The 23,094-nt window shown below is 48.7% G+C and carries 20 protein-coding genes; 13 read left to right on the forward strand and 7 right to left on the reverse strand.

The window, feature by feature from the left end; translation table 11 throughout:
• The first annotated feature begins 53 nt into the window (after positions 1 to 53).
• Entirely contained in the window at positions 54 to 926 is an 873-nt protein-coding gene (locus ACYZZ0_RS06205; RefSeq protein ID WP_461535727.1) for an SDR family oxidoreductase, read from the forward strand.
• A gap of 76 nt (positions 927 to 1,002) precedes the next feature.
• On the opposite strand, the gene ACYZZ0_RS06210 is transcribed toward ACYZZ0_RS06205, so the two are convergent.
• Positions 1,003 to 1,662: an OmpW/AlkL family protein gene (locus tag ACYZZ0_RS06210; protein WP_461535728.1), complete on the reverse strand. Its 660-nt coding sequence runs from the start codon at positions 1,660 to 1,662 to the stop codon at positions 1,003 to 1,005.
• Between the two features lie 145 nt (positions 1,663 to 1,807).
• Here ACYZZ0_RS06210 and hrpB point away from each other — a divergent pair, with 145 nt between their 5' ends.
• From hrpB to ACYZZ0_RS06230, 4 genes are all read left to right on the forward strand, one after another.
• Positions 1,808 to 4,351 (forward strand): ATP-dependent helicase HrpB, encoded by a 2,544-nt coding sequence (gene hrpB / locus ACYZZ0_RS06215; protein WP_461535729.1) that lies wholly within the window; start codon positions 1,808 to 1,810, stop codon positions 4,349 to 4,351.
• Between the two features lie 29 nt (positions 4,352 to 4,380).
• Positions 4,381 to 5,118 carry an FAD-binding oxidoreductase gene (locus tag ACYZZ0_RS06220; protein WP_461535730.1) on the forward strand — a complete coding sequence of 246 codons (738 nt, stop codon included), beginning with the start codon at positions 4,381 to 4,383 and terminating at the stop codon, positions 5,116 to 5,118.
• A 100-nt stretch (positions 5,119 to 5,218) separates the two neighbouring features.
• Positions 5,219 to 6,517, forward strand: a complete 1,299-nt coding sequence (locus ACYZZ0_RS06225; RefSeq protein ID WP_461535731.1) for a DUF5690 family protein — start codon at positions 5,219 to 5,221, stop codon at positions 6,515 to 6,517.
• Positions 6,518 to 6,630: 113 nt separating this feature from the next.
• Complete coding sequence (locus ACYZZ0_RS06230) at positions 6,631 to 7,446, forward strand: SDR family oxidoreductase (RefSeq protein WP_461535732.1); 816 nt, start codon at positions 6,631 to 6,633, stop codon at positions 7,444 to 7,446.
• Here the strand turns inward: ACYZZ0_RS06230 and ACYZZ0_RS06235 are convergent.
• Positions 7,418 to 8,617 carry a DedA family protein gene (locus ACYZZ0_RS06235; protein ID WP_461535733.1) on the reverse strand — a complete coding sequence of 400 codons (1,200 nt, stop codon included), beginning with the start codon at positions 8,615 to 8,617 and terminating at the stop codon, positions 7,418 to 7,420. The genes ACYZZ0_RS06230 and ACYZZ0_RS06235 overlap by 29 nt on opposite strands.
• A gap of 223 nt (positions 8,618 to 8,840) precedes the next feature.
• Between ACYZZ0_RS06235 and tesB the strand changes: the two genes are divergently transcribed.
• The 3 genes from tesB to ACYZZ0_RS06250 all read left to right on the forward strand — a co-directional run bounded on the left by tesB (position 8,841) and on the right by ACYZZ0_RS06250 (position 11,221).
• Complete coding sequence (gene tesB, locus ACYZZ0_RS06240) at positions 8,841 to 9,701, forward strand: acyl-CoA thioesterase II (protein WP_461535734.1); 861 nt, start codon at positions 8,841 to 8,843, stop codon at positions 9,699 to 9,701.
• 106 nt (positions 9,702 to 9,807) lie between these two features.
• Positions 9,808 to 10,884 carry a polysaccharide deacetylase family protein gene (locus ACYZZ0_RS06245; protein ID WP_461535735.1) on the forward strand — a complete coding sequence of 359 codons (1,077 nt, stop codon included), beginning with the start codon at positions 9,808 to 9,810 and terminating at the stop codon, positions 10,882 to 10,884.
• The gene (locus ACYZZ0_RS06250) at positions 10,877 to 11,221 is read left to right on the forward strand and encodes a c-type cytochrome (RefSeq protein ID WP_461535736.1); all 345 of its coding nucleotides are present in this window, start codon (positions 10,877 to 10,879) and stop codon (positions 11,219 to 11,221) included. Before ACYZZ0_RS06245 ends, ACYZZ0_RS06250 begins: the two co-directional genes overlap by 8 nt.
• 62 nt (positions 11,222 to 11,283) lie before the next feature.
• Here the strand turns inward: ACYZZ0_RS06250 and ACYZZ0_RS06255 are convergent, their stop codons facing one another.
• Positions 11,284 to 13,968, reverse strand: a complete 2,685-nt coding sequence (locus tag ACYZZ0_RS06255) for a hypothetical protein (protein ID WP_461535737.1) — start codon at positions 13,966 to 13,968, stop codon at positions 11,284 to 11,286.
• Positions 13,969 to 14,246: 278 nt separating this feature from the next.
• Between ACYZZ0_RS06255 and ACYZZ0_RS06260 the strand changes: the two genes are divergently transcribed.
• The 3 genes from ACYZZ0_RS06260 (at position 14,247) to ACYZZ0_RS06270 (ending at position 15,870) form a co-directional block, all read left to right on the forward strand.
• Positions 14,247 to 14,561, forward strand: coding sequence for a hypothetical protein (locus tag ACYZZ0_RS06260; protein ID WP_461535738.1), 315 nt, complete (start codon positions 14,247 to 14,249; stop codon positions 14,559 to 14,561).
• A gap of 69 nt (positions 14,562 to 14,630) precedes the next feature.
• Positions 14,631 to 14,990, forward strand: coding sequence for a cupin domain-containing protein (locus ACYZZ0_RS06265; protein WP_461535739.1), 360 nt, complete (start codon positions 14,631 to 14,633; stop codon positions 14,988 to 14,990).
• Positions 14,991 to 14,994: 4 nt separating this feature from the next.
• Positions 14,995 to 15,870, forward strand: coding sequence for a hypothetical protein (locus tag ACYZZ0_RS06270; RefSeq protein WP_461535740.1), 876 nt, complete (start codon positions 14,995 to 14,997; stop codon positions 15,868 to 15,870).
• A 2-nt stretch (positions 15,871 to 15,872) separates the two neighbouring features.
• Here ACYZZ0_RS06270 and ACYZZ0_RS06275 read toward each other — a convergent pair whose 3' ends face one another.
• Together ACYZZ0_RS06275 and mpl are read right to left on the reverse strand one after the other, a co-directional pair.
• Entirely contained in the window at positions 15,873 to 16,499 is a 627-nt protein-coding gene (locus ACYZZ0_RS06275) for a flavin prenyltransferase UbiX (RefSeq protein ID WP_461535741.1), read from the reverse strand.
• The gene (gene mpl / locus ACYZZ0_RS06280; protein ID WP_461535811.1) at positions 16,496 to 17,872 is read right to left on the reverse strand and encodes a UDP-N-acetylmuramate:L-alanyl-gamma-D-glutamyl-meso-diaminopimelate ligase; all 1,377 of its coding nucleotides are present in this window, start codon (positions 17,870 to 17,872) and stop codon (positions 16,496 to 16,498) included. Before mpl ends, ACYZZ0_RS06275 begins: the two co-directional genes overlap by 4 nt.
• Positions 17,873 to 18,037: 165 nt before the next feature.
• Between mpl and ACYZZ0_RS06285 the strand changes: the two genes are divergently transcribed.
• Positions 18,038 to 19,300 (forward strand): 6-phosphofructokinase, encoded by a 1,263-nt coding sequence (locus ACYZZ0_RS06285; RefSeq protein WP_461535742.1) that lies wholly within the window; start codon positions 18,038 to 18,040, stop codon positions 19,298 to 19,300.
• Between the two features lie 115 nt (positions 19,301 to 19,415).
• A complete protein-coding gene (locus ACYZZ0_RS06290) occupies positions 19,416 to 20,099 on the forward strand; it encodes an SDR family oxidoreductase (protein ID WP_461535743.1) in 684 nt (227 codons plus the stop codon).
• Between the two features lie 373 nt (positions 20,100 to 20,472).
• Here the strand turns inward: ACYZZ0_RS06290 and argA are convergent, their stop codons facing one another.
• Together argA and argE are read right to left on the reverse strand one after the other, a co-directional pair.
• The gene (gene argA / locus ACYZZ0_RS06295) at positions 20,473 to 21,789 is read right to left on the reverse strand and encodes an amino-acid N-acetyltransferase (protein ID WP_461535744.1); all 1,317 of its coding nucleotides are present in this window, start codon (positions 21,787 to 21,789) and stop codon (positions 20,473 to 20,475) included.
• A 50-nt stretch (positions 21,790 to 21,839) separates the two neighbouring features.
• The gene (gene argE / locus ACYZZ0_RS06300) at positions 21,840 to 22,982 is read right to left on the reverse strand and encodes an acetylornithine deacetylase (RefSeq protein ID WP_461535745.1); all 1,143 of its coding nucleotides are present in this window, start codon (positions 22,980 to 22,982) and stop codon (positions 21,840 to 21,842) included.
• Positions 22,983 to 23,094 lie beyond the last annotated feature (112 nt).

Below are 23,094 nucleotides of genomic sequence, written 5' to 3' on the forward strand. Positions count from 1 at the left end.
TTGTCGGTTATAAAGTGTAGCTGCCACCTCACAATCATACTGATACTCAATACATGAAGGTTCTTGTTATTGGAGGAAGCGGGCTGATTGGCCGCCGACTCTGCAGTAAGCTGACCCAGCAGGGCATTCCGCATATCGCTCCGTCACATACAGAGCTGGATCTGACGGATGGACAGACAATCAAGTCCCTGTTGAACAGAGAGAAGCCTACCGTGGTGGTGAATACTGCCAGCTATGCAGATGTGGAAAAGGCGGAAACCACCCCGTCGCTCTGCTTCGCCGTCAACCGGGATGGTCCTGCGTTACTCGCTGAAAACTGCCAGCAACAGGGTTTGCCTCTGGTACATATCTCGTCTTATCGAGTGTTTGATGGTGAAATCAAGTCACCCTACACCGAAAAGAGTACCGCCAATCCATTCGGAGTTCTGGGAGGTAGTCGCTGGCAGGGTGAACAACAGGTCAGGGAACGTTGCCCCGAGCACATCATTATCCGTTTTTCATGGCTGTTTGATTGTGGCCGCAAGAATCGCCTGACAGACCTGATTGACCAGCTTCGTGATGAAGGCAAGGTACAAGCCTCTCACGAGCGTATTGTCTGCCCGACTCCTGCCGAAGACTCTGCACGTGTTATCACCGCAATCCTGCAACAACTGGACTGTGGTGCTTCCCCTTGGGGCACTTATCATTATTCCGCCCGAGAACCCGTTAGTGAACACCGGTTTATGGATACACTGATCGCTGAAGTCAGACAGTGGACGGAGATTGAGAGCGAGATTATCTGTGAAGCTGATGATCGAAAGCGGGAATTGATGAACTCGGCTCTCGATAGTGAAAAGGTTTTAAATACATTTGGTATCCATGCCCGTCCCTGGCGACCAGCGCTGGCAAAGGCTGTACGAGACACCCTGCAGGAATGTGAAAACTAAGTCAGTAGAGCTGAGTCAGGTAGTATGCAAGACCCCGTGATCGGGGTCTTGTCACCTATTCTTTATTTGTAGCCCTTTAGAAGCGGAAGCCCACATTTAGCGCCCATAGCCACGGATTTACTTTAAAATCCTTGGCCTTGTATGCAGAATTTGATCCCGCTCTGGTAATTTTCACATCAGGCTCCAGAGACAGATAACGGACACTGGCATTAATCAAAAAGCTGTCATTAACCAGCCAGTCAAAACCGGCTCCGGCATTCCAGCCCCAGCAGTCATCGAAGCTGACTTTTTTAATCACACTGGTATTTTTACTTTTGGCACTATCAAACCAGTCATAGTGCATTCCCAGACTCAGGTAAGGTTGAAACGGATTTTTCCCGCCCATCGGGAACCACTGCCCTCCCAGAATCAAAGGCATATGCTTGTACTCAAAGGCATCCTTGCTGGTATTTTTGTCTTTTACCGTATGCTTGAACTGAGTATTAAGTGCGATTTCCAGACCAAAGTTGTCATTCAGCATATGAGTAAAATCAAAGCCAAACTGGGTATTTTCTTTTTGCTTGTACTTTACCTTGATTTCAGGCGAGGTCTTCAGAGTATAAGTATCATCTGTTGGCGACATATAAGATGCACCGAAACGAATGATGCTGTCACCTCCCTTATAGGCAGCAGCCGGCCCGGCAATACCCAGCGCAACAACAATAGACAATATGGCAGCAGAGGAAAATCTCTTCATTACTTTCACCGAATTATCATGAGTGACTGAACACCTGCGTGTGCTGTGCGGCGGCATTTGCTGCGCACGCAGTCAGTCTAGACAAAATCCGGATCTTTAAACGATTAATGTTATTTTTTATTGTCTATCGGCAGCTGTACTTCATATGACGTATACCAAACCCGACCTTCCAATTAATGCTGTACTTGACTCCCTTGCCACCACACTTGAGGAAAAGCAGGTTGCCCTGCTTCAGGCTGAACCCGGTGCAGGTAAAACTACTCAAGTTCCATTACACCTGCTGCAAAGTAAATGGTTGCATAATCAACGCATCCTGATGCTCGAGCCCCGTCGTCTTGCCGCACGCACTGCAGCCCGCCGTATGGCCTCTCAACTGGGAGAAAAAGTGGGTGAAACCGTCGGGTACCGTATGCAACTGGATACCCGGGTCAGTAGCAAAACTCGTATAGAAGTCGTAACTGAAGGCGTACTGACCCGCTTGCTACAAAATGATCCCGAATTAACCGGTATTGGTTTGGTGATTTTTGACGAGTTTCATGAACGCTCCCTGCCCGCAGATTTGGGATTAATGCTATGCCGTGAGTGCCGGGATGGATACCGGGATGAAACAAACCCTTTAAGACTGCTGGTCATGTCAGCAACCCTTGATACGGGCTCACTTCAGCAATATCTGGATGCGCCTGTTATCAGTTGTCCCGGGCGGACCTATCCGGTCACAACCCGTTACCTTGAACGTAGCTTTCCATTCGGTGACAGACAGGCATTGTTTCAGGTACTGGTTCAACAAGTTATTGACTGCTTGCGTTCCGAATCCGGTAGCTTACTGGTATTTCTGCCTGGTGTAGCTGAAATCAGGCAGGTTGCAGATTTACTGACTGGCAGACTCCCAGCAAATACCGAGATTACACCTTTATATGGTGAGTTAAGCCAAAATGATCAGGACAAGGCTATCCAGCCTGCACCTGAGGGCCATCGCAAAATTGTACTGGCGACGGCTATCGCTGAAAGCAGTTTGACGATTGATGGTATCCGGATTGTTATCGATGCCGGTTTGATGCGGGTACCACGCTTTGACCCGGCAAAAGGCATGTCTCGACTGGAAACCATTCGAATTACTGCTGATGCTGCAGAACAGCGACGCGGACGTGCAGGCCGACAAGCAGCTGGCAGCTGTTATCGACTGTGGACAGAGGCCGAGCAGCAGCAGTTGGTCAAGCAGCGCAGGCCGGAAATTCTCGAAGTGGATCTTGCACCTATCATGCTGGAACTCTTGTCTTGGGGATACAGTGCGACAAACGATGCTGACTGGCTGACACCACCAGCACAGGCAGGCTGCCAACAAGCCTTGCAACTACTTTCCCAGCTTGGCGCCATTAAAAGTTTATCATCCGAACGCTGGCAGCTGACTTCTCATGGCAGTGCAATGAGTCAGCTCCCCATGCACCCCCGCATGGCTCATATGCTACTTGCTGCAAAACAATCCTCAATCCTGAAGAACCAGCAGTGGCTCGCCTGCCAACTGGCAGCACTGCTGGCTGAGCGGGATATTGTTCGCCGCTCAGCACAAGCATCTCCTGTAGATATCCTGCTAAGACTGGGTCTACTCGAAGGAGAGCGGATACCCGGACTGACAGCAGACAGCAACGGCATAAAACGGATCCGGCAAGTCGCAAAAAAGTGGCTGCAGATAGCAGGCAACCCCGAAAAGAGTGCTTATAACAATGATCACGTAGCTTGCCTGCTGGCTCTTGGATGGCCTGACCGGGTCGCCAAAAGGCGGAGTCCGGAGAGTTATATTCTGAACTCAGGACAAGGAGCCGCTTTGCCAAATGATGACCCCTTGTCTGCAGCGGAGTTTCTGGTAGCACCGGTATTGGGAGGGAATGCGGGACAGCGCAACGCCAGAGTTTTCATGGCTTGTGAGATAACAGCAGAACTGCTGGAAGAATTAATGCCCGAACTGATCACTCACCAGCAGCAAATCAGCTGGGATAACCGACGCAAGGCTGTACAGGCCCGGGATGTCAGTCGCTTTGGTTCTCTGGAGCTTTCATCCCAACCCTTACCAAAACCTGATGCAGAAAAGGTTTGTGAAGCCCTGATTCAGGGTATACGTCAAAATGGCATTCAGGCTCTGCCCCAGCAAAAAAGCTTTCGCCTGCTGCAGCAGCGTATTGCTTGTCTGCATGCTTTTGACAAGAGTCTGCCAGCAGCAGATGACCCAACCCTACTGGAAAATCTGGAAAGCTGGCTTGCTCCCTGGCTACAAGGCCTGTCCCGACTGGATCAATTGCAGTCAGTCAATCTGGCTGATTGCCTGCGTTCTCTGTTGAGCTGGGAGCAACAACAATTGCTTGACCGCGAAGTGCCTGAACGATTCAGTGTTCCCAGTGGCTCACGTCATACTGTTGACTACAGCACACCCGATGTACCGGTACTACAGGTAAGGCTGCAGGAAGTTTTTGGCCTGCTTGAAACGCCCATGCTGTGTGGCGGACGACTGCCCCTGACATTTGAGCTACTCTCTCCTGCACGGCGTCCGGTTCAGAAAACCCGCGATCTTGCCAGTTTCTGGCGCTCAACCTATCAGGATGTTAAAAAAGAGTTAAAAGGTCGTTACCCGAAGCATTATTGGCCGGAAGATCCGTTCACTGCTCAGGCTACCCGTCATGTCAGGCCTCGTCAGTGAGACACCTTTTATGACAGGAAAGACAGCTGATGGCACCAAGAGCACAATACCCTGTTACGCTTGTTTCCAGACAGCAGTTAACCAAATCAACATTCCAGCTCAATTTTGAGCTAGATCCTGATCTGCTGGATTTTGTGCCTGGTCAGTTCATTCAGTTGCTGTTCGAGTTTGAAGGTGAGCAGTGCAAGCGCAGTTACAGTGTTGCCAACTCACCTGAAAACTTCCGCCAAACAGGTCAGCTTCAGATTGCACTAGCCTGTGTTGAAGATGGCAAGGCTTCCCAATGCTTTGCGGCAGCTTCTCCCGGAGATACTTTCAATCTTTCGGGTCCCTTTGGCATGTTGGTGCTTCCTGAAGACTTCCCAAGGCGCATTATTCTGGCCGGTACAGGTACAGGCGTGGCTCCTTATCGCGCCATGTTGCCTTCATTACAAAAGAAACTGGATGATGGCATACATCTGTCTATCCTGATGGGAGCCCGACATCGTCGGGATCTGTTCTATGAGGAAGACTTTCAGCATGTTGCGGATTCCTATGAACACGCCAGCTTTATACGTTGCCTCAGTCGTGAGAGCAATATCTCTGCCGGTGAACATCATGGCTATGTTCAGAGTTACTTTGAGCAACTTGGGCTCAATCCAACCAGGGACCTGATTTATCTTTGCGGAACGCCCGGCATGATTGACGATGCTGTCAATCTACTGCAAGAGGCAGGCTTTGGCGCAAGGCAGGTAAAGCGTGAGAAGTATGTTTTTTCAGGACACTGAGTACTTCTAAAACTTATTTATTCATACTATTTCTCTCGCATACGAGCAAAATATCCCTGCCTGCACTGAATCAGCAATTTTAAATGTGCAGACGAATTCCATGAACAGGATTCAGAATATTTTACAACGCAATAAACTGATGTTTATTGCGTGGTGCATTGTTGCGTCTTTCATTGCCTATTTCAGTATGTATGCATTTCGAAAACCTTTTAATGCAGCATGCTATGAAGCATGGACATTGTTTGGGCTGGACTACAAAAGTGTTCTGCTGATTGCTCAGGTATTGGGTTATACCCTGTCGAAATTTTGTGGGATCCGTATCATCTCTGAATTGCACGAAAAACATCGTGCAGCACTTATTCTCGGGTTAATTGCCATTGCCGAACTGGCACTGCTGCTGTTTGCCCTGGTACCACCTCCCTACAACTTTTTGTGCCTGTTTCTCAACGGTTTACCGCTGGGAATGGTGTGGGGCGCGATATTCTCCTATCTGGAAGGAAGGCGTTTTACCGAGCTCCTTGGTGCCGGCCTGCTAGCAAGTACTATTATCTCTTCCGGCTTTTTGAAAACGACCGGCCGCGTCCTGATTGAACAGGGCGCATTCAATGAGTTCTGGATGCCTTTTGTTACCGGGCTGATGTTTACACCGCTATTACTGCTCAGCGTCTGGATGCTATGCCAGATTCCACCACCAACAGTCGACGACCATCGTTTGAAGGTAAAGCGGGAGGTGATGGATCAAAAAGCTCGACGCCGTATTTTTGCCAGTTATTGTGGTGGGCTGGTATGCCTTCTGTTGGCATATATTGCGATGGCAGTTTGCAGAGATTTCAGAGATAACTTTGCGGTTGAAATATGGCGCGAAATGGGTTTTTTCAATAATCCTATGATTTATACCGAAAGCGAGGGAATTATTACCCTGTTCGTACTGTTAATGGTTGTACCATTAGCGCTGATTCAAAGTAATCGTAATGCACTGTGGATGTCTCATCTGCTGGTAATTGTCGGTTTTATATTTACTGGTGGCAGTGCATTACTTTTCAACAATTATAGTATCGGTCCCTTTCAGTGGATGATCATGACCGGTATTGGCGTCAACATGATTTATATGAGTTATCAGATGGCGCTCTATGAACGTGTGATTGCAACTTTCAGAATTAAAGGAAATATCGGCTATATGGTGTATCTGTCCGAGTCGTTGGGATACATGGCCAGTGTTATCATTTTATTACTCAGACCCCTGTTTAAGGACAAGGAAGGATTACTGAGCTTTTATCTGGATCTCTCGCTCTACACCAGTTGTGTAGCCTGCGTTCTGGGGATGATGGCCTTTATCTACTTTCGGCGTAAAAGCCAGACACTTGTACCCTGTCCATCACCAGTAACCACAGCCATATGAAATGAATTGTCTAAAATTTTGATTCACTCCACCATTATGCCAAGATGAAGAACAGACGTTGGATGTCGTTCAGGGCGTAGCATACGTCATTGGAGATGCGAAGGAGAGGCCTGATGGTATCAACCTATCGTAACAAAACAGTGGTGATTACCGGTGCCTGTGGAGGAATGGGACGGGCACTGTCCTTGCGCTTTGGACAAGCAGGCGCCCGTATCGCCATGATTGATCTGAACTCGGAGCAACTCGATACCTTCAAGGCACACCTGGAGCAGAAAAATATTCAGGCAAAAGGCTATGTCTGTGATATTACAAAAAACGCCCAAGTTCATGACACTTTTAGCAAAATACTCGCGGACTTTACCTCGGTAGATTTGCTAGTCAACAACGCCGGAATCACCCATCGCAGCGCTTTTTCAGAGACTGATATTCAGGTTTTTCACCGGGTTATGCAGGTTAACTATTTTGGCGCTGTTCACTGCACCAAAGCGGCTATGCCGGCGCTGTGTCAGTCCAAAGGCCAGGTGATTACCATGAGCAGTATGTCCGGGTTCACTCCGCTTTATCATCGCAGTGCCTACAGTGCCAGCAAGCATGCCCTGCATGGTCTGTTTGATGATCTGCGGCTGGAGCTGGAGCCAAGAGACGTCAATGTTATGCTGGTCTGCCCAGGTTTTACGGCTACGGATATTCGCCGAAATGCTCTGGAAGGTGACGGCTCTATTGTCAATGAACCCCTGAGGCTGGTTGGGTCAGCTACGCCGGCATCTCAGGTTGCAGAGGAAATTTTCAAAGCGTCCCTGAAACGCAGACATCTATTACTAGTCTCAAATGTAAACTGGCGTGCCCGTATTCTGGCTCGTTTTTTTCCACGCTTTTTCGGGCACTATGTGGCTGGACACCTCAGCGGGGTTCACCTTGATCCTGAATAAACTTATCCACAAGTAATGGTTGTGTTGCCGCAATAAACCAACCCATTGCCAGACTGATTATCATTGTATCCAACACCAGCTGTTGCTCCCGAATCCAGGCCAAAGCGATCAAGCTCCAGATACAAAGTAACCCGGCATACCCCAGCCCTCTGAGAATCCAGGGCATTTGCTGAACAATTAAAGCCAACAACCAGAAGCTGGCTCCTGACAGAGCAGCCAGCTGAATACCAGCCAGATCATCCCCGTAGAACCAGAAGGTTAGTCCGCAAGCCACCATGAGTACTGGAAGCAGCAGTGCTATAGAATGCAATCCATACCGCCAGACAGATCCGCCTAAAAGAAACAGTGCAACAGCCACTGTAAGTTTTAGGTCTGTAAGCTGACCAAGGCTATGGAGAATGGCAACCAGATCAGATTGTTGTATCAGACTCAGATTCGTTACTAACTCCCTCTGCAGTTCATCCAACCCTCCAGCAGCCCATAATCTGAACACAACTGTCAGAACCAGACTGAGCCCGGATGCCACCAGAAAAAGCGTCATACCTGATTTATATTTTTTGCGAAGTAGCTCACCTGCAAATGCAATACAGAAACCCAGAACTCCGGCAGTCACTACAAAAACCATCAGAATTTCTGACAGCTTATCCAGCGTGTCTGCCCGGGTAAAAGCAGCTCCTACAACATATCCTGGAAGCAGGTAAGCCGGGGCCCAGAAAACAGCCGAAATAATATTCGCAAACCAGAACCGGCGAAGTGGCATATCCATCATACCGGCAACCAACGGAATGATCGGACGAATAGGCCCGACGAACCGACCAATCGCAACACTTAGCCCGCCATACTTCAGAAAGAAACGTTCACCACTGTTTATCCACTCGGGGTGTTGCCGAAAAAGCCACCAGCTTTTAATCCGGTCATGGAACCGATAGCCCAGAGAATAACTGATGGTATCGCCCAATACGGCTCCGGCAAATGCCCAGATCATTGCTGTCCAGATATCTAACGCACCACTTCCAGCAAGGCTGGCCAATGCAAATAGCATTACAACACCCGGCAGTATCAAGCCGACCATTACCAGGGTTTCCAGAAACGCTGTAAGGAATATGGCTAGTGATAGCCATTGGCTATTGGCATGCAGCCATGCCATCAGCTCGCTTAGACTGTGTTCCATCAGATAATAAAACTCCCGAATATCTGATTAACTGGATTTGCCTCTCAAAGATAATCTGACCGGATATTGTTTTATCTGTTCCATGCCTGATTTACAGTCATTTCTGCACTAAGTCAGGCAAACAAAGAAAGTAAAGCAATACTGCAGCAAGATGATACCATCGTTCCCAGAGCGACGATTCATGTTGTCCAGATCATCAAATAACAATATCGGGGGAACAGATATGAGCGATGTATTACGTAACCTGTTGCACGTACTGAAGCTGGAACAGATTGAGGTCAACCTGTTCCGGGGTCAGAGCCAGGACCTTGGATTTGGACGCGTGTATGGCGGACAAGTCATAGGACAGGCACTATCGGCAGCCAAACAAACCGTTGAGCAGGGTCGGCATGTTCACTCCTTTCACAGTTACTTCCTGAGAGAAGGTGACTGTAATCTGCCCATTATCTACGAAGTCGACTGTATCCGTGATGGACGCAGCTTTAATACTCGCCGGGTTGTCGCTATTCAAAAGGGCCGTGCGATTTTTAATATGTCCGCATCCTTTCAAGTTCAAGAGCCAGGACTCGACCATCAGGACAAGATGCCCGATGTTCCCGGACCAGAAGGACTGGAATCTGATCTTGAGCGAGCCCAGCGATTCAAGGCACACATCCCGGTTGAAGCCCATGACAAGTTACTTTGTGACCGGCCAATTGAAATGCGGGTTGTTGACCCTGTGGATCTGAGAAATCCAAAATTTGCAGGCAATACCAAGCAGGTCTGGCTGAAGGCTGATGGTGAAATGCCGGATGATCCGCGTATTCATAACTACCTGCTGGCTTACGCATCTGACTTCAAATTTATTACGACGTCTCTTCGCCCTCATGGCAAGTCATTCTGGGATCCCAAGCTACAAATTGCCAGTCTGGATCACGCTATGTGGTTCCATCGCAGTTTTAAAATGGATGACTGGTTGCTGTACAGCATGGATAGCCCTTCAGCTTCCGGAGCCAGGGGATTAGTACGAGGGCAGGTGTTTGATCGCCAGGGACGTCTGGTCGCTTCAACCATTCAGGAAGGTCTGATCAGAGACCATAGCTGACACCGGTTCACCGTTCTATTCCACAAAAACCTGTCGCGCGCAGTTCACGACAGGTTTACCCTTACCTTTATCCTCAGACTATTTTTCCCCTGATATAACGAAGCTTATGAACCTGCTCCATCGAATCCTGTTACTCTTGATCTGTCTTGCACCTCTGGGGCCGACACTGGCCGAAACAACTGGTTCCAGCCATGCAGTCATTCTGCAATACCATCATGTCAGCACCACTACACCAGCAGTGACCAGCATCAGCCCGGAACGATTTGCCGAGCATCTTGAATACCTTAACAAGGAAGGTTTCTCCGTTTGGCCACTGCCAAAAATTATTGAATATCTCCAAACAGGTCAGCAGATACCGGATAAAACTGTAGTCATTACCTTCGATGATGCCTTTACCTCTATTTACGACAACGCCTTTCCTGCACTAAAAAAGTACAACATGCCATTCACTGTGTTTGTTGCTACCGACCCTGTCGATCGCAAGTTCGGTAAAATCATGAGCTGGAAACAGCTGAGGGAAATGGCAGAATCAGGTGCAACACTGGCAAACCACACTCGCACCCATTCCCATGTTGTCGAGCGCGGTAAAGAAGAGACTGAAGCAGCATGGCTGAGCCGTGTCAAAGCTGATATTGAATACACTCAGAAACGGCTGAAAGAAGAAACAGGTCAGGATATTCGCTACTTTGCCTGGCCATACGGTGAATCTGTCCCGGAGCTGAGGCAGATGTTGAAAGAGATGGGGTATATCGGCTTCGGACAACAATCCGGCCCAGCCAGCCTGGCCAGTGATATGACTAACCTGCCACGATTTGCGATTTCAGGTAATTACACATCCATCAACTCACTACGCAGCCGCATCTACAGCCTACCTCTGCCTTTGGTTTCCGAGATGCCCGACTCGCCACTGATTACGGACAACAACCCGCCGGTGCTTAAAGTAGAGCTTATGCCAGGCAAGTTTCGCCTTAAAGAGCTGCAATGTTTTGCTTCAGGACACGGGGTCATTCCTGTTTTATGGCTAAACGAAACCAGAACATCTTTTTCAACAACAGCCCCAGAAACCTTGCCTGTCGGTCGATCCCGCTATAATTGCACCATGCCGTCCTGGACTACGGGGCGTTTTCACTGGTATTCCCATGCCTGGCTCAGGCTAAAACAAGACGGAACTGCAATTGATTAACAACAAAAGCAGAATCAGTGCACTTATTTTATTTATTACCGCTCTTTCAGGATGTAATCAGGAGCTGAAACTGACAGAGCAACAACAGGCCGGACAACAAAAGGCTGCCCAGCTTTGTGCCGGGTGTCATGGAACCCGAGGTATCGGGACTCTGGCGGTTAATCCGAATCTGGCATGCCAGAAAGAGAGTTATCTGGCCAAGCAATTAAGAGACTACAAGTCAGAACACCGAAACAACCATAAACCGATGGTGAATCTTGCAAAAATGCTGAGTGAGGATGATATCGATAATCTGGCGAGTTGGTATTCGATATTGCCTTGCGATGGGACATATTAAGACCCCTGGCTCCAAAGAATAAAAAACGGAGCTTATTTAAAGCTCCGTTTTTTATAAATCACCTAGACTGCAGTATCATTCTTCCGTCCATAAGTAGGAGGGTTTCTGTAGGGTGGAGGAGATGGAGGCAGCTGCTGACGGCTCTGCATAGCCTTTTGCATCATATGAGCTTGGTTTTCTCGATCTTCTATACCGAAGTTAACCCAGCCACATGCCATGGAAGCCTGATGCAAGGTGTGAGGTAATAACACCAACTCATTACCTTCCTGCCTCGCAAGCCCGCAAAACATCATTGATTCCTGAATATTACTTTCCAGATCTTCTTGACTCGTTCCTTCAGGGCGCTCGAGCCCTGCAAGATAGCGATACAGATTCATAGTATCCTTACTACCTCGCACATTACTTCCATCCAGTACAATACCTGCAGCAGCAAAGGTTTTTGTAGGATGTAATGGTGTGAATTGAGTATTTGTGACTGGAGGGTTTTGTATAGTCTGAACGCCAATAGAAGACGTGGTAGTTCCTGAAGGGGGTTGACCATTAACACCTATACCGCCAGAAACCCCGGCACCATTAGTGTCTGTTTTACCTTTTCTGGAAAAAGCACCCTTGATAGTAGATGCACCATTCGAGAGAGTCTGCTTGGTTCTTTCTATGATGCCCAGTCGGGGAGTGACCTCTCCAGAAACATCCGGGGTATCCAGGCCTGCATTAACACTGACACCAGACTGATTAGGTGCTGAAGTAGTATTACCTTGACCCATGCCTACCTGGTCAAAAACATCACCGGTTTTGGAATTGATACCAGCACCATCAGGGGCACCTGTCTGACCGGAGAATTTTACATTTGGCAATTCATAACCCAAACTGCCGCTGCGCTGCCCCTGATCTGTTGACTGTCCAGTCCCAATGCTTACATTACCATTATGAGCCTGTACTTTTTCTTGATAAAGCCGGCTAGTACCCAATTGATCCAACACTTCAGGGCTGAATTGCTTTCTCGCCTCTGGATGGTACATCGACATATCAGCAATTACAGAGCCTGGTTGATTCATACACATCATAGTATTAGCCATCTGATCATGACTAATGACAGCATTACCTTCCTGCCCTCTGGGTGGAAGTCCGGATAGATGTGCAGATGCCTGATATAAATTATCTTTGTTTTTGTCATCCCAGCGGGACATATGTTTGATACCAAACTTGGAGCCCCACTTCACAAACTTGGTAATCGGTTTACCGATAAAGAAATTATACAGCTTTCTTCCGAAGCGACGCATACGCCCCGCTTTTTTAACTTGACCTGCATTAGCATCAAGACCAACAGAAGGAGGTGTAACACCTGCTTTAAAGCCCGGGCCTCCCACACTGCCACCAACATTTGGTGTATTAATACCGGCACCTAAACCAGAGCTATCAGAATCACTATCCAGTTCAAAGCCGCCTAATCCGCCATTAAAGTTGGGTGGATTAACCCTGCCTCCAAATTCGCCACCACCAATTCCAGCCTGACCACCAGGAATCTGCCCCTGACCTGTAGAAATACCAAAATTGCCTGATTGTCCCCCAAAGCCTCCATCCAGATCTCCGCCACCAACGCCGCCACGAAGATCGGGAGTACTCAGGTTTGTTCCAAAGCCTCCTCCGCCAAAGCCCACTTGATTACCGGCCGGAGCACCATCCAGCTTTCCATTTCTAACCAGCCCACGCCACTGGTCGTTTGAAATATTCCATTCTTTCTGGAGCCCTAGTTGATGTTCATTTGGCAGTTTTCTAAGCCTTCTGCGTTCCAGGAAATTAAGTTGCTTACCTGACCGAACTTTTTCCCAGGTCTTATCTTTATTTTTGAGTGCTTTGTATTTGCCCGAGTCACCTGACAGACCAAAATCAGGGGTAGAAAAATTACCACCGGGTAGAGAGCCGCTTACATTCGGCAGAGATCCACTCACATTGGGAAGTGAGCCATTTACACTTGGAAGAGACCCGTTCACACTGGGCAGAGAACCACTGACGCCCGGTACAGAACCACTAAATGAAGGCAGTGCAAGGCGGGCGGAACCGCCATTGAAAAGATTATCAAGATCACCAGATTTTACATTGATGCCATTTTGCTTGAAGTCATCTTGCAACTGGGCTTTCCAAGCAGCCTTGGTCTTGGGGTCCATATTTTGGAACGCTGCCCGCTCTTCAGGAGTAAGAGACTCACCTCTGGCCAGCTTATTAAAGATATTTTCATAATTCAGACCGCTGCCCGCCCCCTCGCCAATCGCTCCAGTTGAAACCTGAAAGCCTGCCTGCGGACCGGAGAGGTCTGTATCAACCATATCTGAACCCAGAACCTGCTGTACTTCTTCCGGATTCTTGGTATGCATAAGGCATTGCCAGTCATCTCTGGATAAACTGCTTCTGAAGGCTCCCAGTAATTCCTGTCTTTGATCAGGTTGCATTTTCTGAAAAGCCTCGAGTTCATGAGGCTCCAGCTCAATACATAAAGCTATCTTTTCCCAGGCTTTAAGCTCATTGTCATAATGCTTGGTAGCCTGGATATCATAAGAGGTCTTTAAAGGAGCTTTTCCTTCCAACCGAGGACCGGAAGGAAGTTGGGAATTCGGATTATTAACGACTGTTACAATATGCCCATTCTGCTTGGCATGCTCAACATTCTTGCGGGCTGTAACCTGATCAGGTTGGTAGCTATAGCCCACGTGACCCGGGCTGATTCCCCCAACGCCTCCTCCTTTTCCCATTACCACGATCTCCCTGAGTGGTCATTTATGCTGACTTGCCAGTCTCTGATTTAAACTAAAGCTATTAATTTAAATGAGGCATCTATAGTCCTTATTTCATAAGAGTATAGACAAGCCTCTGTAATCATGTTGGATCTCCCGAAAATTAAGGTAAATCAATCGCTCTAGCTTGTCATAAGCCATCCGGCAACTACCTTTAATTAATAAGGAAGCCGTTTTTTAACCGGTTTTCGATAAGGGAAGCCTCGTCCGGGGCGCTGTCGCAATGGAAGTCAGACATGAACGAAAACACTGTTAAAAAACTCGCGTTAACTATCGCTGCCAACTGTGTTCATGAATCCATGATTGAGGAATACATCAATCAGGGAAAATTGAGTCAGGAAGATGCGAATGTTTTTAATCGCCAGATGACCAACAAGCTTTACACTTTCCTGACCTATCTGCTGAACAAGCCGGCTCAGGATTATGCGATGCTGATGGAGTCGCTTTCCAAGAACTATCCCCAGAATTGGGATATGCCGGAGCTTGACCCCAGTTTCACCAAGAATGCCAACCAGGTGCAGTCTTCTACCTCATTTGGTATCCAGCAGTAAGAATTACCGCCTCTTTTCATATTGTTTATCGGGAAGAGGCTACATGCTTTACGACTGACGGAGTATTGTATGGTCAGTGGCTCGACGCCCGCATTTCGTTCAGGTCATTTATTTACCGCAGTTAACTTTCTGCCAGATCAGGAATTTTTCGAGCCATTATTACATTCAGGTCCTGTAAGAATAGAGCGAATTGTTTCTCACGGTCATTCAACACCGCCCAGTCAATGGTATGACCAGAATAACGATGAATGGGTTGTATTACTCTCCGGTGCAGCCAAGCTTGAAATAGAGGGCCATCCTTCCCTTTTCTCCCTTGATCCAGGCGACTATATTTTTCTACCAGCTCATTTAAAGCACCGGGTCGCATGGACAGTACCGGACAGGGATACCGTTTGGTTAGCAATTCACTTACCTGAAAACACTCAATAAAAACATGAAACGCAGTATCTTTTTCCTGATCGGACTGTTTATGACGCTGAATGCCTTTGCTGCGACCCCGGAACCTGACCTGGAACTTGCAAGAGAATTGCTGCGCTACCTGCATGTGGACTATGAAAACAACACCGCGGGTATTGTTAAAGCAGCCAACGAACACTGGGGCCGAAAACCTGGCATGGAGCGCTGGGAGCTATCTGAGCCCCGTGTTACTCCAGATGAACGCAAAAAGCTTCTTAAAGATTTTGATGCTTTAGGTATCAGGGAAGACCTGGCTCCAACTCAAAGCCATTACCGTTACGCCATCATTCTTGGCGGGGCAGTCCCCCGCATGAAAAGGCGTTTGGGACATTTTATAAACCTTTGGCAACAAGGCCTTCGTACCGATGAAATAGTATTTCTCACCGGTCAGCGCCCGTTGATACCGGAAATCGACAAAATTGAAGAATTGACTTCAGACGGATTTAAACAGGCTCCGGCTGGCACTCATTATGAAGACCTGATTCCACAGAACGAAACCGAGGCAGCAAAACTGTTATTTCATACAACCAAGCTACCCACTGAAATGCGTCAGGTTGCCGTCACCTATATCGACACCCCGAGATTTTTGAAAAACGGCCACTGGGAAAGACCCTATACAGCCCTGACTGCTTATCAATGGTTACAAACCAGACCAGAGCCGGGCAGCGTGCTGGCTTTTTCCGATCAGCCCCACGCCGCTTATCAATTCGCCGCCCTGAGAGAATACATTCCTAAGGAATTCAAGCTTGAAGTCACAGCTTCCGCTGCCAGTGCTGAGACCACTCTGGCAGAATACCTTGATGCGCTCGCACTCTGGTTACAGAAGTGTTACCCCATCGAAGAGGAAAAATAACCTCAACCTCCCCATCGAGGCTGTAACGCTTGCTCGATTCCCAACTGTGACAGAACTCTGGCAACCACAAAATCCACCATATCCTCAACAGTCTCAGGGCGATTATAGAAGCCTGGACTGGCCGGCAGGATTACAGCTCCCATTCGGGTCAGCTTTAACATATTTTCCAGATGGATCTCGGACAGAGGTGTTTCCCGTACCACCAGGATCAACTGACGTCGTTCTTTAAGCGCTACATCAGCCGCCCTTTCAATCAGATTATTGCTTGCGCCTGTAGCAATGCTGGAAAGGGAACCAGTACTGCAGGGACACACTACCATCTTGCTGGGAGCACCGCTGCCGGATGCAACCGGAGCCATCCACTCTTCTTTATGGAAAACCCGAATCTGCCCTTCTGCTGCTTCAAAACGTTGCTCCAGGTAAGCTGATGTCTGGTCAGCATCCTCTGGCAGCATTTCATCCGTCTCTGTTTCAAGTACAACTCTGGCAGCACTGGAGATCATCAGGTAAATCTGGCAATTTGCCCTGACAAGACACTCCAGTAATCTCAGTCCATATTGGGCTCCGGAAGCGCCGGTCATGGCGACAGTGATGATTTCCCGGTAGTTACTACTCAAGTTACTACTCATGCCAGCTCCTGTTCCTGCAATACCTTCAGCAATCGCCCGTGAAGGCCTTCAAATCCACCATTACTCATAACAACCACATGATCTCCGGGTTGGCTCTGCCTAGTAATGTATTCAATAATTTTCTGGGTATCAGTTAGCACCGTACTGGTGGTGCCAGAGCTCAGTACTTCCTCTTCCAGTGACCACGCAATGGTTTCTGGCTGATACCAGACAACTTCAGTTGCTGCCGCTGCAGATTGTCCCAGCTTGCCTTGATGACATCCCATTTTCATCGTGTTCGAACGTGGCTCAATGACTGCGAGAATACGGCTGGCATCCCCCAAACGGGCTCTCAAACCTTCAAGGGTAGTGGCAATTGCAGTCGGATGATGGGCAAAGTCATCATAAATAGTGATGCCATTGGCTTCACCAAAAACTTCCATTCGCCGCTTTACCCCCTGAAACCGACTCAGAGCTTCACAGGCATGTTCTGGCATCACCCCAACATGACGTGCTGCCATTATCGTCGCCAGAGCATTGGCCATATTATGTTTACCGGTATGTTCCCAATTAACCTGCCCGACGACTTTGCCATTTTGCAAAATATCAAAATGACTGCTGTCATCCTTTTTGGGCTGTACTTGCCACTGTGCTGATCGGTTCTCAACATCCAGTGTCTGCACCTCACTCCAGCACCCTTTAGCTAACACCTCTTTCAGGTACTCGTCGTACTCCGGCATGATCACCAGACCATTACCCGGAATGGTTCGAACCAGATGATGGAACTGGGTTTGAATCGCTTCAATATTAGGGAAAATATCAGCGTGGTCATATTCGAGGTTATTCAGAATGGCAGTGCGCGGGCGGTAATGGACAAATTTCGAACGTTTGTCGAAAAAAGCACTGTCATATTCATCAGCTTCCACCACAAAAAACGGTGTTTCACCCAATCTTGCTGAAAGTCCGAAATCCAGGGGAACGCCACCAATCAGAAAGCCGGGCTTCATACCCGCATATTCCAGCACCCACGCCAACATGCTTGCTGTTGTCGTTTTACCATGTGTACCGGCCGCGGCCAGTACCCAGCGCCCGGGTAAAATCTTGTCTGCAAAGAAGTGTGGCCCCGAGGTATATGGCAGCCCTTCATTCAGCACATATTCTACGGCCGGATTGCCTCGGGACAGTGCATTTCCGATGACCACAAGATCCGGAGCAGGCTTCAGATGTTCTGCCTTATAGCCCTCCATTAGTTTGATGCCCTGCTGTTCCAGCTGGGTACTCATAGGCGGATAGACACCCTGGTCAGAACCACTGACTTCGAACCCCATTTCCCGCGCCAGCAGCGCGAGACTGCCCATAAATGTGCCACAAATACCAAGAATATGAATATGCATAGCCGAGTTTTTCAAGCTCAAGATAATTGCCAGACTGAATCGTATTCGCACCAGAGTAAAGCCGGCTCTGGATGAATGCAAAACCGACGCCAGTCCAGTATGATACCGCCAGCGAATTGATAACAACCAAACCGCACCAGCTTCCTTACGGGAACATTGAAGTCTATGACAAAAAGAAACGCATTTTACGCCCAGTCCGGGGGGGTAACGGCAGTAATTAATGCCAGTGCCTGTGGCGTAATCGAGACCGCACGACAGTATTCTGACAAGATTGGAACTGTCTATGCTGGCCACAACGGTATTCTCGGTGCGTTACGTGAAGAGCTGATTGATACCAGTAAAGAAACGGATGAGACCATTGCCGCCCTGCGCTTTACGCCAGGAGGTGCATTTGGCTCCTGTCGCTATAAACTGCCCTGTGTTGATACTCACCGTGCCCAGTACGAGCGACTGATTGAAGTGTTCAAAGCTCACGACATCGGTTACTTCTTTTATAACGGTGGTGGTGACTCTCAGGATACAGCCAACAAGGTTGCCCAGCTCAGTAAGCAGATGGATTACCCACTGACCTGCATTGGTATTCCCAAAACTGTAGATAATGACCTTCCTCTGACTGACTGCAGCCCGGGCTTTGGCTCGGTTGCCAAATATGTTGCTATTTCTGCGCAGGAAGCCGCACTGGATATCCAGTCCATGTGCGATACCTCCACCAAGGTCTTCATCATGGAAGTGATGGGCCGTAATGCCGGCTGGATCGCAGCGGCCGGTGCACTGGCTTCCCAAAAAGCCGGTGATCCGCCTCATATGATTCTGTTCCCGGAACGTGGCTTTACCCGCGACGCTTTCCTGAACAAGGTTGATGAAACCGTTAAATCCGAAGGCTACTGCGTCATCGTGGTTTCGGAAGGTGTACATTACGGTGACGGTACATTCCTGTCCGCATCTCGCACCACCGACGCCTTCGGCCATGTTCAGCTGGGAGGTGTTGCGCCGACCCTGGCCCGCATGATCAAGGAAGCCCTGGGCCATAAATATCACTGGGCTGTAGCAGATTACCTGCAGCGTTCTGCCCGCCATATAGCTTCTGCAACTGACGTTGAGCAAGCCTACGCTGTGGGCAAAGCTGCTGTTGAGTATGCGATGGCTGGCAAGAATGCCGTGATGACCACTATCGTCCGCAACGATGGCCCGGAATACAGCTGGAGCATCGGTGAAGCACCATTGTCAGATGTCGCCAACGTCGAAAAAATGATGCCGGACGACTTCATTTCCGAAGATGGTTTCTGGATTACAGACAAGTGCCGTAAATACCTGGAGCCACTGATTCGTGGTGAAGACTATCCGCCATACGACGCCAATGGCATGCCACACTTTGCCCGCCTGAATCGCGTTTACGCCGAGAAAAAACTTCCTGAGTTTGAAGTTTAATCTTCCGCTTGAAGCAGCCGCTGTTTCAGGCGGCTGCTTTTCTTACCTGATACACCCTGCTGTTACTCCCCCTTGCTAATATCAGAGCATCTCCTCTCAATTCAGGCAGGCAAAAATGTCCAGCGTGCTGATTACAGGTGCTAACCGCGGTATTGGTCTGGAGTTAACCCGTCAATTTCTGAAGGCTGGAGATCAGGTTTTTGCCTGTTGCCGCTCACCGGAGCAGGCAACCGAGCTGAGTGCCATCGCTGATAAAAACCTGACCCTGCTTAAACTGGATGTAACCAGTGAAACAGATCTGAAAACCATACAAAAACAGCTGCTGAATACACCACTGGATATTGTTATCAACAGTGCCGGTGTTGTCGGGCCCGGACAAGAGCTCAGTGAAATGACATATGCAGACTGGCAACGAGTGATGCAAACCAATGTTGCCGGGCCAGCTATGTTGACTCAGGCTTTGCTTGATAATTTACGGGCGGGTCAGGATAGAAAGCTGATGTACCTCAGCAGTGGTTTGGCTTCGATTGCGACCAACACATCCGGTGGGCAGCTCGTTTACCGTGCCTCAAAGACTGCGGTTAACTCTTTGGTTAAGTCGCTCTCCATCGAGCTTGCAGATGAGCAGTTTACCGTGGCAGCGCTTGATCCGGGCTGGGTAAAAACCGATATGGGTGGCCCCAATGCCACAACATCAGCAGAAGATTCTGCTCGGGGACTCATATCCCGGATCAGGGAACTGACGCCCTCAGAATCAGGTTGTTTTGTGAATTACCGGGGTGAAAGCCGGGAATGGTAGTCAGTCTTTGCTCAGAGGACATGGATGACAGTGAGCCTGAAGCGAAGTAAACATTCATCTGCAGCAACATCAGCACGCAGGTCATCAGCAAACACAGCAAAAGCATAAGCAAGCTGTTGGATCTGAAGATTTTCCTGCTGAACATGAATATTCCTTTGACCGACAAAAGGCAGTAAGCCGTAACTGTTCTGAAGAGTGATATATTTTTTACACCGCCAAATATAATGCCCGATTCGGTTTAAAAAAAGACGGTAAAAATACGATTGGAACAGGCGAACCACCTATTACAGAAGGCTTTAAACCCTTATTAAAAAGAAAACACCTACAGTCAAAGCTGCAGGTGTTTTCTCTTCAGCAAAAGAGAATCAGGAGATCATTCATCCAGAGTTTTCATCAAAACCTTGGATGCTCTGGCAACCGGATAGGAGTTCTGCCGGTCTTGCGGCAGATCAGTTACCATAACCTGCTCAAAGCCCCTCTCAGCAAACCAGTGTGAGGTTCGGGTGGTCAGTACAAACAATCTGGATATTCCTTCCTCCCTGGCTCGGGACTCAATTTGCTCCAGCAGTACATCGCCCCGGTCACTGCGGCGATAATCTGGATGAACCACAATGCAGGCCAGCTCACCACTGTGCCCATCCTTAAACAGGTGAAGTGCTGCACAACCAATGATCATGCCATCCCGAACAATCACGCTGAACAGTCCGATTTCCCGCTCTATCTGCTTGCGTGAACGGCGCACCAAAATCCCTTTTTCCTCCAGAGGCCGAATCAGCTCCAGAATGCCCCCGACATCCTCAATACTGGCCGTGCGCATTTCTTCATAGCGGTCCAGAGTCAGCAGGGTACCTGCACCATCACGGGTAAACAGCTCCACCAGCAGTGAGCCATCATCTTCATGACTAATGATATGGGTACGCATTACACCGCCCTGCCCCGCTTCCAGTGCAGCCATCAACAATCGACGTCCCTCTGCATCCTGACAGGGCAGTAGTTTATGCCGGGCTTCAAGTGGTCTGATAGAGCGGGTCAGCTCCCCTTCAGCGTTGAATAACCCTTTGTTGGCACTGAACATAATCAACTTTTCAGCTTTCAGTTCCTGAGCTGTCTGGTGCGCGACAGATTCAACCGGAAGATTGAAAATTTCAGCCGTGGAAGAAAGCCCGATACAGGAGAGCAACACCACATTACCTTCATCCAGCTGGCGGGAAATGCCTTTGGCATCAATGCGCCGAACTTCACCTGAGTGCAGATAATCAATGCCATCAACAACGCCCAGAGGCTGGGCCGTGACATAGTTGCCACTGACAACCCGAATCCGGGAGCCATACATCGGCGAGTTAACCAGACCTGTGGATAACTGTGCTTCCAGCTTCAGCCGAAGACTGCCAACCGCATCCTTGACGCATTCAAGCGCAGCCTTGTCCGTAACCCGGACATCATTGTGAAATACACGCTCCAGCTCGCGAGAGCGAATACGCTCGTCAATCTGGGGGCGGGCACCATGCACCAGTACCAGCCGGACACCCAGACTGCTCAGCAACGCGATATCATGGATGATATGCGGCAGGTTCGGATGATCGACAGTCTCGCCACTGAGCATCATCACAAAGGTCTTGCCCCGGTGGGCATGAATATAGGGCGATGACTGCCGGAAAAACTTAACGTATTCAGTGGTGTTCAGGATCACTACACACACTCGCTTGTCTTGTTATGCTGTTATTGTTTGCGACGGTTATCTTACTCCAGACAGAACCGTTTCATTAACTCCCTGAGCAAACTTATCATCGGATCAATACGATCCAGTGACAGATATTCATCCGGCTGATGGGCCTGATCAATATCGCCCGGCCCTAACACCACAGTCTCACCACATAACTGATTGATAAACGGAGCTTCGGTTGCAAAAGCCACTGATTCCGGGTCATAACCCGTCAACCGGGCACAGGTCTGAACCAGTTCACCATTAATATCGGAGTGAAAAGCCTCAACACTTTCTGAAACAGGATAAAGATCAAACTGCATGCCCCGTGACTCAATCAACGGCGCAATACGCTGTCTCATCTCCTGACGGACAGCCTCAGCTTCCATACCCGGCATCATCCGCACATCATACTCCAGCATGCATTGGCCACAGATTCGGTTGGGGTTATCTCCCCCATGAATACATCCCAGGTTGATTGTCGGCACCGGTACACTGAAGCCCGGATTCTGATAGCGCTGCTGTAATTCACCCCTTAATTTCAACAGCTCACCCATCGCTTCATGCATACCTTCCATTGCATTCAGGCCCAGTGCAGGGTTGCTCGAATGACCTGACTTTCCGGTAATCTGCAACCGTTCCAGCATAATACCCTTGTGCATATGCACCGGACGCATGCCTGTTGGTTCTCCAACCAACGCATATCGCCCTTTCGGCTTGCCGGCTTCTGCCAGCGCTCTTGCACCAGACATGGTGGTTTCTTCGTCAGCCGTTGCCAGCACAATAATGGGCTGCTTCAGCGGCTTGCCAATAAAGGGTTTGACGGCTTCCAGTACCAGCGCAAAGAAGCCCTTCATATCGCAGGTGCCCAGCCCGTAAAAGCGGTTATCTTGTTCAGTAAGTTTGAAGGGATCGTGCTGCCAGCGGTTCAGATCATAAGGAACGGTATCAGTATGGCCAGCGAGTACCAATCCTCCCGGGCCCGTTCCAAGTGTCGCTATCAGGTTAAACTTGCCTTCTTCACCATTAACCGGACTGATATCACAATGAAAGCCCATTTCCTCAAAGGCTGTTGCCAGCAAATCAATAACAGGTTTGTTACTTAAATCCAGCTTTTTATTAGTACAACTTATAGAAGGAGTTGAAATAAGTTCTTTTAACAGGCTCTTAAATAACAGCATTTATTTTTCACTTTTTACATGCGTAGCAAATATCAAATAAACATCAAATGTTACCAGATTTATCAATTAACCTGTTGGAGAATTTAATTAGTTCGTACTAGTTTGAATAAAG

The organism is Spongorhabdus nitratireducens (assembly GCA_947387575.1).
Taxonomy (GTDB): Bacteria; Pseudomonadota; Gammaproteobacteria; order Pseudomonadales; family Endozoicomonadaceae; genus CANDOC01.

Excerpts from the sequence above, each read along its gene's own strand:
- ACYZZ0_RS06205 (WP_461535727.1), top strand. The coding sequence starts at position 54 with ATGAAGGTTCTTGTTATTGGAGGAAGCGGGCTGATTGGCCGCCGACTC.
- ACYZZ0_RS06210 (WP_461535728.1), bottom strand. The coding sequence starts at position 1,662 with ATGAAGAGATTTTCCTCTGCTGCCATATTGTCTATTGTTGTTGCGCTG.
- hrpB (WP_461535729.1), top strand. The coding sequence starts at position 1,808 with ATGACGTATACCAAACCCGACCTTCCAATTAATGCTGTACTTGACTCC.
- ACYZZ0_RS06220 (WP_461535730.1), top strand. The coding sequence starts at position 4,381 with ATGGCACCAAGAGCACAATACCCTGTTACGCTTGTTTCCAGACAGCAG.
- ACYZZ0_RS06225 (WP_461535731.1), top strand. The coding sequence starts at position 5,219 with ATGAACAGGATTCAGAATATTTTACAACGCAATAAACTGATGTTTATT.
- ACYZZ0_RS06230 (WP_461535732.1), top strand. The coding sequence starts at position 6,631 with ATGGTATCAACCTATCGTAACAAAACAGTGGTGATTACCGGTGCCTGT.
- ACYZZ0_RS06235 (WP_461535733.1), bottom strand. The coding sequence starts at position 8,617 with ATGGAACACAGTCTAAGCGAGCTGATGGCATGGCTGCATGCCAATAGC.
- tesB (WP_461535734.1), top strand. The coding sequence starts at position 8,841 with ATGAGCGATGTATTACGTAACCTGTTGCACGTACTGAAGCTGGAACAG.
- ACYZZ0_RS06245 (WP_461535735.1), top strand. The coding sequence starts at position 9,808 with ATGAACCTGCTCCATCGAATCCTGTTACTCTTGATCTGTCTTGCACCT.
- ACYZZ0_RS06255 (WP_461535737.1), bottom strand. The coding sequence starts at position 13,968 with ATGGGAAAAGGAGGAGGCGTTGGGGGAATCAGCCCGGGTCACGTGGGC.
- ACYZZ0_RS06260 (WP_461535738.1), top strand. The coding sequence starts at position 14,247 with ATGAACGAAAACACTGTTAAAAAACTCGCGTTAACTATCGCTGCCAAC.
- ACYZZ0_RS06265 (WP_461535739.1), top strand. The coding sequence starts at position 14,631 with ATGGTCAGTGGCTCGACGCCCGCATTTCGTTCAGGTCATTTATTTACC.
- ACYZZ0_RS06270 (WP_461535740.1), top strand. The coding sequence starts at position 14,995 with ATGAAACGCAGTATCTTTTTCCTGATCGGACTGTTTATGACGCTGAAT.
- ACYZZ0_RS06275 (WP_461535741.1), bottom strand. The coding sequence starts at position 16,499 with ATGAGTAGTAACTTGAGTAGTAACTACCGGGAAATCATCACTGTCGCC.
- mpl (WP_461535811.1), bottom strand. The coding sequence starts at position 17,872 with ATGCATATTCATATTCTTGGTATTTGTGGCACATTTATGGGCAGTCTC.
- ACYZZ0_RS06285 (WP_461535742.1), top strand. The coding sequence starts at position 18,038 with ATGACAAAAAGAAACGCATTTTACGCCCAGTCCGGGGGGGTAACGGCA.
- ACYZZ0_RS06290 (WP_461535743.1), top strand. The coding sequence starts at position 19,416 with ATGTCCAGCGTGCTGATTACAGGTGCTAACCGCGGTATTGGTCTGGAG.
- argE (WP_461535745.1), bottom strand. The coding sequence starts at position 22,982 with ATGCTGTTATTTAAGAGCCTGTTAAAAGAACTTATTTCAACTCCTTCT.